Annotated in this window: 8 protein-coding genes; 7 read left to right on the top strand and 1 reads right to left on the bottom strand. The window is 49.4% G+C overall.

The window, feature by feature from the left end; genetic code table 11:
- Positions 1 to 913: 913 nt before the first annotated feature.
- Positions 914 to 3,091, bottom strand: a complete 2,178-nt coding sequence (locus N24_RS06480) for a DEAD/DEAH box helicase (protein ID WP_096455372.1) — start codon at positions 3,089 to 3,091, stop codon at positions 914 to 916.
- A 296-nt stretch (positions 3,092 to 3,387) separates the two neighbouring features.
- Between N24_RS06480 and N24_RS06475 the strand changes: the two genes are divergently transcribed.
- The 7 genes from N24_RS06475 to N24_RS06445 all read left to right on the top strand — a co-directional run bounded on the left by N24_RS06475 (position 3,388) and on the right by N24_RS06445 (position 14,196).
- Positions 3,388 to 4,794 (top strand): amino acid permease, encoded by a 1,407-nt coding sequence (locus N24_RS06475; protein WP_096455370.1) that lies wholly within the window; start codon positions 3,388 to 3,390, stop codon positions 4,792 to 4,794.
- A gap of 300 nt (positions 4,795 to 5,094) precedes the next feature.
- Positions 5,095 to 6,189, top strand: a complete 1,095-nt coding sequence (locus N24_RS06470; RefSeq protein ID WP_096455368.1) for a DNA cytosine methyltransferase — start codon at positions 5,095 to 5,097, stop codon at positions 6,187 to 6,189.
- A 2-nt stretch (positions 6,190 to 6,191) separates the two neighbouring features.
- A complete protein-coding gene (locus N24_RS06465; RefSeq protein ID WP_096455366.1) occupies positions 6,192 to 7,250 on the top strand; it encodes a restriction endonuclease PLD domain-containing protein in 1,059 nt (352 codons plus the stop codon).
- Positions 7,243 to 9,123, top strand: a complete 1,881-nt coding sequence (locus tag N24_RS06460) for a Z1 domain-containing protein (protein WP_096455364.1) — start codon at positions 7,243 to 7,245, stop codon at positions 9,121 to 9,123. Before N24_RS06465 ends, N24_RS06460 begins: the two co-directional genes overlap by 8 nt.
- Before the next feature lie 937 nt (positions 9,124 to 10,060).
- Positions 10,061 to 11,191 (top strand): DNA cytosine methyltransferase, encoded by a 1,131-nt coding sequence (locus N24_RS06455; protein ID WP_096455362.1) that lies wholly within the window; start codon positions 10,061 to 10,063, stop codon positions 11,189 to 11,191.
- Positions 11,192 to 11,210: 19 nt separating this feature from the next.
- Entirely contained in the window at positions 11,211 to 12,188 is a 978-nt protein-coding gene (locus tag N24_RS06450) for a NaeI family type II restriction endonuclease (protein ID WP_096455360.1), read from the top strand.
- Positions 12,189 to 12,654: 466 nt separating this feature from the next.
- Positions 12,655 to 14,196 (top strand): cytochrome ubiquinol oxidase subunit I, encoded by a 1,542-nt coding sequence (locus tag N24_RS06445; RefSeq protein WP_096455358.1) that lies wholly within the window; start codon positions 12,655 to 12,657, stop codon positions 14,194 to 14,196.
- Positions 14,197 to 14,198 lie beyond the last annotated feature (2 nt).

Raw genomic sequence — 14,198 nt, 5'->3', positions numbered from 1 at the left:
TTGCACGGTAACGATCGTGAAGCAAGTAAGTGGGCATCATGATGCAGTACCCACCCCAGCATCAATTAGGAAGAAACACCGAAAGTTGCTTCGGACCACTTACATTGAATTCGGCTACGTGGTACCGCCATTCCGGGTATCGGGTACCGGGACTCCGGGTATCGGGTACCGGGGGTAGTTTCCTGCTGTGTTGGACGGCTCGCACATGAGAGGTGTCGGTCGCATGACTAGTGATGAGGCTCTGACTACAATTTCAGATGCTGTAATCTCTGATGCAGAAGTGCTGCAAGCAGCCAAGTAATAGCATGTTGCTTCGGTTTAAGAGAGAAATATATGCTCATCCGTTCTATGGGTGCGCATTTTCTGGTGATCGATACCAGAACTTCTCGTTGTATGCGATGTTAGTTTCAAGTTGCGGGGGTGAATTTTGCGGTACCGGATACCCGGAATCGCTGTTTAGAATTTTGAGCTTTGAAGAAAGCGCGGATCAAACTCGGTCAAATACTTAAATACGATTCGAAGATCGTAACGTGCGCATTACAGCATCTGGATTGAATGGTTTTGTATGAATTTCCTTGCAAGTACAGCGCAATGGCCAAATTCGAGTTGATCACCACGCGAAATTCTTTCCGGTGTTCGCGTCGAGTTCAATGTCTGGGTGAAATTAGAACGTGTGGACTCTGGTGCTATTTGGTGCTTTACGAATCTCATGAAGCCGCTTCATGTTTTTTACCACGGCTCCTTAAAAACCACATGACGGCTTGCACTCTTCCCCCCTTCTAGATACAAAAAAATCCGCCACTCTCATAAATAAGAGCAACGGATTTTTTAGCATCACTGGTATCACTAGCATTACAGCCAGCCATCCAATGAGGATCTCACTTTCTCAAGCCTAAGATCCTAGATCTGGAAATTAGTCGCGTCCACCACGGTAGCCGCCACGGCCACCACGATCGCCGCGATCTCCACGGTCATCGCGATCGCGTCCACGGAATCCACCGCGTCCACCACGATCATCACGGTCACGTCCGCGGAAACCTCCGCGTCCGCCACGATCATCACGGTCACGTCCACGGAAACCTCCGCGTCCGCCACGATCATCACGCTCGAAGCGGCGTGGTGGGCGTCCACCGGAGTCGCGTTCGATGTTGATCAATTGGCCGGAGATGCGGGTATCGCGCAGGTTGTCAAGAACGCTTTGTGGGAGGTCCTTTGGCAGCTCAACCAGGGTGTGATCAGCAGCGATGGTGATGCGGCCGAAGTCCTTGGAATTGAGTCCACCTTCGTTGGCCAGTGCACCAACGATGGCACCTGGGCGGATGTGCTGACGCTTGCCTACTGCGAGGCGGTAGGTTGCCAGGTTCTCATCGTCACGGTCGAAGCGGGAGCCACGATCTCCACGGTCGCGTCCACGTCCTCCGCGGTCGCCACGATCATCAAAGTCACGGTCACGGCGGCGATCGTTGCGCTCACGGCGCTCTGGTGGGAGCTCCTTGAGCAGGAAGTCACCGGACTGTGCCTGAGTTGCTAGTGCCGCTGCAATGTCCTCAAGTGGAACATCGTTGGTCTGGGAGTATTCCTTGACCAAGCTGCGGAACAGGTCGATCTGCTTATCCTCTAGGGACTTGGTGATGGAGTCAGCGAACTTAACCTTGCGGAAGTCGTTGACCTGATCAACGGTTGGCAGATCCATTTCGTGCAGTGGTGCGTTGGTTGCGCGCTCGATGGAGCGGAGCATACGGCGCTCACGTGGGGTGACAAACAGGATTGCCTCGCCGGTACGTCCTGCACGGCCGGTACGGCCAATGCGGTGAACGTAAGACTCGGTATCGTTTGGAATGTCGTAGTTAAGCACGTGGGAGATGCGCTCAACGTCGAGGCCACGGGCTGCAACGTCGGTAGCAACAAGAATGTCCAGGCGGCCATCCTTGAGCTGGTCAACGGTGCGCTCACGCTGTGCCTGAGCAATGTCGCCGTTGATTGCTGCTGCGGAGAATCCGCGTGCACGAAGCTTTTCAGCAACTTCTTCAGTTTCGTGCTTGGTGCGCACGAACATGATCATTGCTTCGAACTCGGTGACTTCGAGGATGCGGGTCAGTGCATCCATCTTGTTGCGGTGTGCAACAGACAGGAATCGCTGGGTGATGTTGGTGTTAGTCCTGGTTTCGGACTTAACGGTGATTTCAGCTGGGTTGTTGAGGTACTGCTTGGAGAGGCGACGAATACCGTTTGGCATCGTTGCGGAGAACAGTGCAACCTGCTTTTCTTCTGGGGTGTCTTCGAGGATGCGCTCGACATCTTCTTGGAAGCCCATATTCAGCATCTCATCTGCTTCATCGAGTACGAGGAAACGCAGACCGGAGATATCCAGTGAGCCCTTTTCCAAGTGGTCGATGATACGGCCTGGGGTGCCCACAACGATGTGAGCGCCGCGACGCAGGCCAGAAAGCTGAATGCCGTAAGCCTGTCCACCATAGATTGGCAGGACGTTAAGGCCTCCGACGTGGTCAGCGAAAGATTGGAAGGAGTCAGCAACCTGAAGTGCTAGCTCGCGGGTAGGGGCAAGCACAAGTGCCTGTGGGCTGCGCACGGACTTGTCAATACGGGAAAGGATTGGCAGCGCGAAAGCTGCGGTCTTACCGGTACCGGTCTGTGCTAGACCAACAACATCCTGGCCCTCCATGAGGATCGGGATGGTTTGTGCCTGAATTGGGGAAGGAGTTTCGTAACCCACCTTGCGCACAGCGTTTAATACACGCTCTGGCAGTCCGAGTACATCGAAGCCGGACTTGGCTTCCGTAGAGGATGACTCGGTTGAAGGCTGGTTATCGCCTTCCGAGGAGTCCTCATTCTCATTGATTACATTGCTCGCGTTGTCTGCTTGTGCAGAGTCGGCGTCCTCAGAAGTTTCCGCAACCCTGGTGATCTCTTCGCTACCCTTAGATGCAGATGCATCTTCAACATTGTTGGTTGGGGTCTCGAGAGCGAAGTCAGCTGATGCTGAGTCACCCTGCGGGGTTTCCTGAGATTCCGACGAAATGACGTTATTCGGCTGTTCTACGTCGCCGTTGACGTTCTCGGTATTACTCATTGTTCCTTTAAGTTACGCTAAAATTCAGCGAAACTCCATACGCGTTTCCGCTCCCACCACGCCTGCCCATCCAGGCAGGCAGGGAAAATGGGACGGTCCTCACATATATGTCTCAAAAAATGCTTTTCGACGCCCCCTTCCACCCCTTTTCGCCTCGTTTCCAGTGACACGCGCCACCAAATTTAGACTTTGAGTCTTTAAACTCTGCACCGACACATAGTTTTTCCAAAGGTCAGAGTAAGGTGATCTGCGTTAAAAATGTCCCGCCAATCACCCGAAAAGAGGTCAGCATCTCGATGAATGCTTCCCCTGCCCCAACCCGATCGTTTAAAGGATTGCGGGCGAGACACATTCACTTCATTGCACTTGGTTCCGCAATCGGCACTGGCCTGTTTTACGGTTCTGCAGGTGCAATCCAAGCAGCTGGTCCATCAGTACTTCTGGTCTACCTTCTCGGTGGTGCCGTGGTGTACTTCATGCTGCGTGCTTTGGGCGAAATGGCAGTGCACCACCCTGTCCGTGGTTCCTTTGCTGTTTACACTCGCGCGCACCTAGGTGGCTGGGCCGGATACATCACCGGCTGGATGTTCGCGTTTGAGATGCTTATCGTTTGCCTTGCCGATCTCACCGCCATCGGCATCTATATGGGCTTCTGGTTCCCTGGCACACCACAATGGGTCTGGGTCGCTGCAACCCTTCTGATCGTTGGTGGTGCAAACCTTGCATCAGTTCGCTGGTTCGGCGAGCTTGAGTTTGTTTTCACCATCATCAAAGTCACGGCTGTTATTGCGATGATCGTCGGTGGCGCAGCGATTCTTGCTTTCGGCCTTGGTACTAACTCCGAGGTAGCTGGCGTATCCAATCTGTGGGACCACGGAGGATTTTTCCCCAATGGTGTCGAAGGCATGATCGCCGCCTTCATCCTTGTTCTATTCGCATTCGGTGGTACTGAAATCATCGGTGTTGCAGGTTCAGAAGCTGAAGATCCAGAAAAGTCCATCCCCAAGGCCGTAAACACCGTCCCACTGCGCATCTTGCTGTTCTATGTTGGTGCGATCCTGGTCATCTTGGCTCTTAACCCTTGGCCTGCCATCACCGGTGAGGAATCCCCCTTCGTCCAGATCTTTGACACCCTCGGCGTCAACTGGGCAGCTGGGTTACTTAACCTCGTGGTCATTACCGCAGCGCTGTCCGCTATCAATGCTGACCTCTTCGGTGCCGGCCGCGTCCTCACCGGCCTAGCCAAGGAAAACCTTGCACCTCAAGCCATGGGCAAGATTGCCAAAAACGGTGTTCCAGTCATGACCACCGCCATCATGATCATCGTCTTGATCGTGGGAGTTATCCTCAACGCTGTACTTCCCGAGCGCGTCTTTGAGATCGTCGCTTCCCTAGCCACCTTCGCAACCGTCTACGTGTGGCTAATGATTCTGCTCGCACAAGTAGGATCCCGCCGAAAGATGCCTGCCAACGAGGTCAAGTCCCTAAAGTTCCCTGTCCCCTTCTACCCCTTCGGACAGTACTTTGCGATCCTCTTTATCGCCTTCACCTTCGGCATCATGGTCTGGTACAGCAACTACCATCTCCCACTAGCCGTGGGCATCGGATTCTTAATCCTAATGACGATTCTTTACTTCGTAACGGGTCGCCCCAGAGCAATAGCCCCGCTTAACTATGAAGAGTTAGATCCGCGACGGGTTTAACTTCGCAATTTATGGCTGGAACAAAACGTTCCAGCCATTTTTAATTTCTCAAACTCGATAGCACAATTCATTCTGCACTGAAGTTGTTGCAGCGCAGGCTGAATCAGGGAATATTACTTGAATGCTTTAGACTTGAAAGTCTTGAGCGAAGCATGGGTTAAACCCATCCCCTCACCCCAAAATCAAACAAGTTTTCTAATTTGTTTATAGTTGATGTCCACCCCTCTGCATAAGGTGTGCATCAATATCCGAGTTTTTTATACGAGGGTCTTTTGACCTCTCGAAGGAGTATTTGCGTTCATGAGTAGCAAGCCAAAAGTTGTATCCACATTCACCGGATGTGGTGGCCTTGACATCGGCTTCGAAGCCGAAGGCTTTGAAACTGTATGGGCAAATGATTTTAATGAGTTAGCGTGCGAATCATATCGACACAATCTCGGGGATCATATCGTTCACGAAGACATCACCAAGATTGATCCATTCACGGATGAGTCAATCCCGGACGCAGATGTTGTAACTGGCGGTTTCCCTTGCCAAGACTTCTCCGTCATTTGGAAGCGTCCAGGTCTCGATGGAGAACGCGGAGGTCTCTACAAAAACTTCCGTGACTTTGTTGCCGCTAAACAGCCAAAGGTATTTGTCGCAGAAAACGTCAAAGGACTACTAACAGCTAATAAAAAAATGGCGATCAAAACGATCGTCGAAGATCTCGAAGCCGTAGCACCTGGATACTTGGTTAAACCACGCCTATACAACTTTGCAGAGTACGGTGTCCCTCAGTTCCGTGAGCGTGTGTTAATCGTTGGCGTTCGCCTCGACACCGGATTCAACTTTAAACACCCAAAGCCAACCCACGGTCCTCGCAGCGAAGGAACCCCGTACGTTACCGCTGGTGAAGCGCTCGAAGGTGTCGAGAAAGTTCCATTCAACAATGAACACCACAAACAAATGCCTAGGACTCGAAAAATCATCGACTTAATTCCAGAGGGTGGCAACTTCACTGACATTCCAAAGGATCACGAATTGTATGTAAAAGGAATGATTAGCCACGTTTACCGACGGATCCACCGCAACGAACCTGCGAAAACCATTATCGCTGCAGGTGGTGGAGGAACTTGGGGTTATCACTACCCAGAACCCCGCGCTCTAACCAACCGTGAACGTGCTCGACTCCAATCGTTCCCAGATACCTATGAGTTCATAGGCTCCCCCACAGAGGTGCGTAGGCAGATTGGAAATGCAGTACCTCCACGTGGTGTTCAGGCCTTAGCAGAAAGATTAATGAAGGTATTCACCGGCGATTACACTCCGGTAGACCTAACAGCCGAGGTTGAACGCCTCCAAGCAATGTCTATCGCGGAACGAATCAAAGATGCTGAGATGGAAGTAGATTAATCATGCCCCTCGAATTAATTGCAGATTCTCCCAATCCCAAGTCTCCTTTCAAACCATTCCGGGAAAGGTTTTGGACACTAGCCGATCAAACTGACCGGCTGGATATTGCGGTTGGATACGTGGATGCAGCTTCGCTTGTCGAACTTGCTACATATGTAGAAAAGAATTCCGATGTCCACCTAAATCTTTTAGTTGGAATGCAATATTTCGAGGGTTTTACTGTACCCCAGTTATCAGCTTTAAGAGCTCTTGAGCAAAGACTCCGCCAAGACAATCTTGGGAAAGTACTTATCTCCACGCGTGTTCATTATCACGGGAAGCTCTACTCCTTCGGTGCTGAATCTCAGAACGAATGCGTATATGTAGGTAGTGGAAACCTCAGTGCGATTTCACCAAGCTATTCCTCAACCTACGAAGCCGGAGTTCTGGTTTCTGACGGTAGCCGTCCAATCATCGATTACATGCAGTCAACTCTTTTCAAGCTGGGTACCCCACTTCAGGAACTTGAGATCACGCCTACAAACCGCGATCTCAAATCTCCACTGGAGAAAATTGATGAGGTTGAGAAAACTGATGAGGCTACCCCATTTGAGCTAGCAGAACAACTAAAACCCAAATACAAATTCTCGATTCGCATTAAAGATACCGATAAAAGCCATTTAAATGTGTTTTTCGGAAAAGGACGCAAAGCCAAGGGTACCGGCCGAATTTTGGCACGCCCTTGGTATGAAGCAGAGTTAATGCCGGGTACTGCAATCACACGGAACAAGAACTATCCCCAAAACAATGCTGAGTTCGATGTAATTACCGACAACGGGTTCAAATTCAAATGTAATGTCAATGGACAAGATGGGAATAAAAACCTCCGTTCGTCTGGCTCCCTCTCAATTCTTGGGGCATATTTGAAAGGACATTTAGAAGCGAACGGTCTACTCAAACCAGGACAAAAGGTAACTGCCGAAATATTGCAGAAATATGGTCGCTCTACTGTTGACTTGCTGTTTTTTGAAGAGACTAATCGATGGGTAATGGACTTTCGGCCAGGAGTAACAAATGACTAGTACAGAGTATTTTGATCGTTATATTTCGCAGATCGACCAGCCTGCTTACGCAAAGGCGATCAGTGAAACAACTGATACATTCTCGGAGCAAATCCTAGATACCTTTGACTGGGTGTCATTCCGCCAATGCCTCATGTACGGTGACGTTCAAAGTGGTAAAACCTCCCATGTTTTAGGAATCATTGGACGTGCCTTTGATGAGGGAATCCGCTTTGCACTCTTTCTGACTTCGGACAATACCCGACTTGTCGACCAAACCTTCGAGCGGATTCTTGGTGCATTTCCTGCAGCTTCGGTCTGCAACGGCAACGATGAATTCCGTTTTCGCAGTACGGTAAAAAATCACAAGAATGACCAACCAGTTCTGGTCGTCCTAAACAAAAATAAGTCTGTTCTTGAACGCTGGAAGAAGGTCTTCAGTAACACCGATGCAATCCACGGTAAGCCGCTACTGATCATCGACGATGAGGCCGATGCTGCAAGTCTTAACGCGAAAGTGAATCAAGGTCAACAAACAGCAATCAACAAAGTTCTTACAGAAATCCGAAATTTCGCCCCATCCTGCATCTATCTGCAGGTTACCGGCACCCCTCAGGCAAATCTTTTACAAGCAAAACTAGATGGTTGGCGCCCGGACTCAATTTTATCTTTCGGACCTGGACAGAGCTACATCGGAGGATCGCAGCTTTTCGACGAGATCCCTAATCCAAATGTCCGAGGGTTTTCCTCGGGTGAACATTCCGAGAACAATACGCTTAATGATGCGATAGTTACTTTTCTTATCACATCTGCATTGCTCAAAGATCTTGGTGACGAAGGTTGCAATATGCTTATCCACACGAGTCGCCAGCGAGAAGCTCATGAGGATGCAGCCTCGAGAGTTCAGGATGCGATTACTGATTTTAAGAAAACTCTAGATACCGAGGAAACTAAAGAACTCATCTCTAATATCTGGCTAAGAGAATTACAGCCACTCTCACAAAGTGACAAATCTGTTGATGAAATTATTGACGCGCTCCATCGATTCCTGGAAACCACGAATGTCTCTACAGTTATCGTCAATTCCGATAACAAAATAGGTGAAGAAGACGCACTCAAGACCGGTTTTAACATTGTCATCGGTGGCGATTCCCTTGGTCGCGGGCTAACGATTCCAAAGCTCCAAACGGTGTTCTACTCTAGAACTACCAAGTCACCCCAAGCTGATACCCTCTGGCAGCATGCCCGTATGTTTGGATACGACCGACGCCTAGAGTTTCTCCGCGTTTTTATGCCCGGAGATGTGCTGAAAACTTTTCATGAAGTTCATAAAGGCAATGAAGCTATCAAACGTCAATTGTCCAGCAATCCAAATATCGACGAGATCAACATTGATTTAGACTCAAGCGTCCGACCCACACGGCGTACAGTACTAAACAACGACTACCTAAAGACTCTTGTAGGCGGAGTCAACTATTTTTCGACGGATCCGGTTGTTCCAAACATGGCGCACTTGGATGAGATTCTTGACAAATTTTCGCCAGAAGATGCAGATCTTAAAATAAGCACTCACCAAATTTCGGCGATTCTTAAACAGTTCGAAGCAGATCACAATGATTTTCCGTTGAAGGCGTTTATCGGAATTCTTTCTGATCGCCTCAATCAGAACTCTGCAGATCAAAGCTGGTTGTTCATTCGGAGAGGCAGAAAAGTCAAGCAAGGGACAGGTAGCTTGTTGTCTGAAAACGACCGCAAATCGGGCGACTCTATTACCTTGGACCCCGTCCTCACCCTTTATCGAATCGATCAGAGCTTAGGATGGTCATCCTCTCCGATTTGGGTTCCCAACTTGAAGCTTCCGAATGGTTCACTGTTCTATCGCAGCGTTGAATAATTGCTGAACCCGTACCGATTACGGTGCACATCACTCGACCGACAAAGTATCCAATCGGGTGCAGCAATTTGAATAGCTGCACCCGATTACTTTTCCCTACGGCCCTTCCCTCCGATCTCGTCTGTCCACGCCGGCGAATTGGAGACAACAGGCTCACTGCTTGTACGCGAAGTCGACAAGGCCACCAAGCGTCGAATAGCAAAATCTATTTGATGATCTTTCACCAATGCTGAGTGCGATCTTCCGTTACCAGGAAAGGTCTGCTCACGGACAGGGTCAGTCCTTTTAAACTTCAGCCATGAGCGGGAAATTCCGCATCGAGCTTCAACAAAGAATTAAGAAGCACTTATTTGTCTCAATTTACACATAGCTAAATAAGACCAAAATTGGCTTCAATGAAGGCTGTCCCTATCAAATTTCAATAAAGAAAGTAGGAAGTGTCCTAGTGTGGATGTCATCTATCCTGGATCATGTCGGATTGACTAAGCAAACGATAGAACTATCTGACCGTCTTATCACCGTACTTGACTCAGGTTTCGCCAACCTTTCCAGAGTTCAGCTCCTCCTAACCACCCTTAGTCTGCTCATTGCTCAAGTGCCACCCCGATTCTACTTCTCGTCGAGTTCTCCGAACCCCGGACATATATGAGTCTAGAGAAATCTTAAATTTATCTGCATCCGATGAATTTCTAGGAAGACGAGCTCGACGATTTATGGTGACAGTCAGGAGTGTGGGGTGATTTAGAATTAACTTTCTGATTCAAAGTTTCGACGATCGTTCCATCCTTCTAGCGCCTTTAAAACTTCATTGCTTTTACAGACTTTCCAACTCCCTAAACTAAGGCTATAATTCGAATTAATATTCGAAAACTAAACTCACTTGTCTTACTCGGTTACTAAGTTCAATTCAAAAGACATATGATTGGGACTTTAGATAATGACAAACTTTATACACCAAACGGAACTTCCACTGAACACTTCGTCATTCACTTCAACATCCAGCAGTAAGACCACTTCACCCTCTAACGACGGCGAATCGCTTACTTCCATCGAAATTTGCGCTGGCGCAGGTGGCCAAGCATTAGGACTCGAGCGAGCTGGTTTTTCGCATCTTGCCGTGGTCGAGATTGATAACTGGGCTGCACAAACCCTCCGAGACAATCGAGGACAAGATGGCCCGCATGGGCCATGGCCAGTCCTCGAAATGGACGTCAACGACTTTGATGCAACGCCTTGGCACAATCAAGTAGATCTCATTGCGGGTGGTGTGCCTTGCCCTCCGTTTTCCATTGCAGGTCGCCAATTAGGGGCTGATGATGAACGTGATCTCTTCCCAGAGGCGCTTCGAATCATTGAAGAGGCCAACCCACGTGCAGTACTCCTAGAGAACGTTAAAGGCCTCGGACAAAAGCGTTTTGATGATTATCGTGCTGGAGTGATTTCCCAACTGACAAAGCTAGGCTATTCCGTATTCTGGGAGCTCCTTCAAGCATCTGACTATGGTGTTCCCCAACTACGCCCTCGTTTCATTCTTGTAGCTCTGAAACCGGAATTTGCACCATATTTTTCCTGGCCCCAAAAAGTTGAGGTTCAAAAATCAGTGGGCCAGGCTTTATTTGACCTCATGGGAGAAAATGGATGGCCCGGTGCAGCTGCGTGGGCAAAGCAAGCAAACAAAGTGGCCCCGACGCTCGTTGGTGGGTCCAAAAAGCATGGTGGTCCCGATGTTGGCCCAACTCGAGCCAAGGAAGCTTGGCGTCAGATGGGCATTAAGGGCACCTCTATTGCTGAAAGTGCTCCAGATGCAGATTTCCCCGTTAATGATCCTGACAATCTCCCCCGTCTTACAGTAGAAATGGGTGGCGCAATCCAAGGATTCCCAGACCATTGGAAATGGGCGGGCCGCAAGACTGCTCAATGGCGACAAGTGGGCAACGCTTTCCCACCACCTGTCGCTCACGCAATTGGGCAATCGATAAAAAACGCATTGAATAAAGTTCCGCTCGAAGAAAGCCAAGCTGCTGCAACACCAGCAGGGGTACCTACTTCAACCAAAACTAAAGTCTGATTCGACTACTGTCCATATCATGGACCATCAACACGTGTGCCGAAATCTATCCGATGGAATTCGCAATCAAGATCCGGACGGACGTAAAGCGGCAAGAGCTTTTCGTGATGCATTCGACTACGTATATAACGGAGCCGCGACCGGCAGATTCCGTCCGGATTCCCTAAGCAAAACCGAGTCCGCACACATCGGCTCACTTGTTGAGATTAATCTCCGTCGGGAATTTGATGGATTTATTACCGACGGCGTAAAGATGGACTTCTCGATTCAAGGGTACGACGTTGATTGCAAATACTCGAAAAGCCCTTTCGGGTGGACAATTCCCCTTGAAACGATTGGCAACTACGCTATGGTCTGTCATGCTTCCGACATCCTATCGACATGGAGGTTGGGCTTCGTTTACGTCGACGAAACGATTCTCAACAAAGGTAAAAATCGAGATCTTAAGACAACGATTCGAAGTGCGGCACGCGATCAAATTGTCTGGGCCTGGCTAGACGAACCGCTTCCAGAAAATGTCCTTCTTCATCTAGATCCCGAAACTGTAGATCTCATTATGTCCCCCAAAAGTGGTCAGCAAAGGGTAAATAATCTGTTCAAATATGCACAAAATCGAGAAATTCCTCGTGGTGTAATTGAAACTGTTGCCCAACAGAAAGACTATATGAAAAGAGTTCGAGGCAATGGAGGTGCCCGCAGCAAGCTTCAGAATGAAGGAATTATCATTCTTGGTGGATATCAAGAGCATCAGAACATCGCTAAAAGTCTTGGCTTACCCATACCTAAGAATGGCTCATTCGTCTCTGCTCGCATATCTCCTGCAAATCATGTTTCAGAACCAAATACGGCGATGATCGGCTCATCATGGTGGAGGCTTTCTACCGACGACGACATAATCACACCCGCCCCTCCATTAGGAAATCCAAGCAGGAAAAGCCCTGTGGAATCAGAACTCCAAAGCGAACAATTTGGAAAGCAAGACACGCCAAACTGGTAAATTGCAACGGAGGGAGGCGTCGAAAAGCAAATTTCTCCGCGTGCACAACCGTGCCCCTACAGCCGAGGCTCACATCTTTTCATTCAGATCCGTAATGCGATATTCAGAGATAAAACGAACTCCGTAAAATCTTGCCGCGCACTACCTCTGATTTGGGAATAACGGAACCCAAGACCAACCCTCAACTATTAATGTACAGCTTGCTCGAGAGTCCTATGGAAATCGCAATTTTTGGTGAACCGTCAACAACCCCGCGCATGATCTGCCATTGGCGGGGAAAGGTTGACCTCAATCGGGGTTAGCCTTTTTAAAGTTCACCTGTGAGCGGGAACTTCCAAATCGACCTCCACGACAAACCTTCAGAAGCACTTATTGGTTTTGGATTTTGTATAGTTAAATATGATCAAAGTCCGGCGACAATAAGGCTGGTCCTGTCAACCTTCAATGGAGAAGGAAGTGTCTTAGCGTGGATGTCGTCGACATCGCACGGTGGCAATTCGGAATTACCACCGTCTATCACTTCATTTTTGTCCCACTGACCATTGGCTTAGCGCCGTTGGTCGCAATCATGCAAACTTTTTGGCAAGTTACCGGTAAAGAGCACTGGTACCGGGCTACGAGGTTTTTTGGCACTGTGCTGCTCATCAACTTTGCAGTTGGTGTGGCAACAGGCATTGTGCAAGAGTTCCAGTTCGGTATGAACTGGTCTGAATACTCACGTTTTGTTGGTGATGTGTTCGGCGGACCGCTGGCTTTGGAGGGACTTATCGCGTTCTTCTTGGAGTCAGTGTTCCTAGGTTTGTGGATTTTCGGATGGGGGAAAATCCCCGGGTGGCTGCATACTGCATCCATTTGGATTGTGGCTATTGCTACGAATATTTCTGCCTATTTCATCATCGTGGCTAACTCATTTATGCAGCATCCGGTAGGTGCGGAATATAACCCGGAGACTGGACGTGCGGAGCTTACTGATTTCTGGGCGCTTCTTACTAATTCCACCGCGCTGGCTGCATTCCCGCATGCTGTTGCCGGTGGTTTTTTAACAGCTGGAACTTTTGTTCTGGGTATTGCAGGTTGGTGGATTATTCGTGCGCACCGTCAGGCACAAAAAGCAGGTGGAGAAGTTGAGTCAAAGCATTCGATGTTTAGGCCGGCATTGTGGGTTGGTTGGTGGACCACGGTCGTTTCTTCGGTAGCCCTGTTTCTTACGGGTGATGTCCAAGCAAAGCTGATGTTTGTGCAGCAGCCGATGAAGATGGCCTCAGCGGAGTCACTGTGTGAAACAGCGACAGATCCAAACTTTTCTATTTTGACCATCGGTACGCACAACAACTGTGACTCTGTCATCCACCTGCTCCATGTGCCGTGGGTGCTCCCCTTCTTGGCGGAAGGAAAATTCTCTGGTGTGACCTTGCAGGGCGTTAATCAGCTCCAAGCTGCAGCAGAACAAGCATATGGTCCTGGTAATTACTCCCCAAACCTGTTTGTCACATATTGGTCTTTCCGCGCAATGATCGGTTTGATGTTGGGCTCTTTGGCGATCGCTGCAATTGCGTGGTTCTTGCTGCGTAAGAAGCGCACCCCACAGGGCAAAATTGCTCATCTATTCCAGATCGGCAGCCTCATTGCTATTCCGTTCCCATTCTTAGCTAACTCGGCTGGTTGGGTCTTTACAGAGATGGGCCGCCAGCCGTGGGTGGTGCACCCGAACCCGGAATCAGCGGGAGATTCCAGGACAGAGATGATCCGGATGACTGTTGATATGGGTGTTTCCGATCATGCGCCGTGGCAGGTGTGGCTAACTCTCATTGGGTTTACTTTGCTTTATCTCGTGCTGTTTGTTGTGTGGGTGTGGCTGATTCGTCGCGCGGTTCTTATCGGACCGCCAGAGGAAGGCGCCCCAACCGTCGAGGCAAAAACTGGACCGTCCACTCCCATTGGATCGGATATGCCCATGTCACCGCTGCAATTTACTGCTGTCGCTCCAACTACAGGTGAAAAGGAATAACC

Origin of the sequence: Corynebacterium suranareeae, assembly GCF_002355155.1 — a bacterium.
Taxonomy (GTDB): domain Bacteria; phylum Actinomycetota; class Actinomycetes; order Mycobacteriales; family Mycobacteriaceae; genus Corynebacterium; species Corynebacterium suranareeae.
The sequence above is the reverse complement of the archived record's forward strand: the minus strand, read 5'-3'. Positions and strand labels throughout refer to the sequence as shown.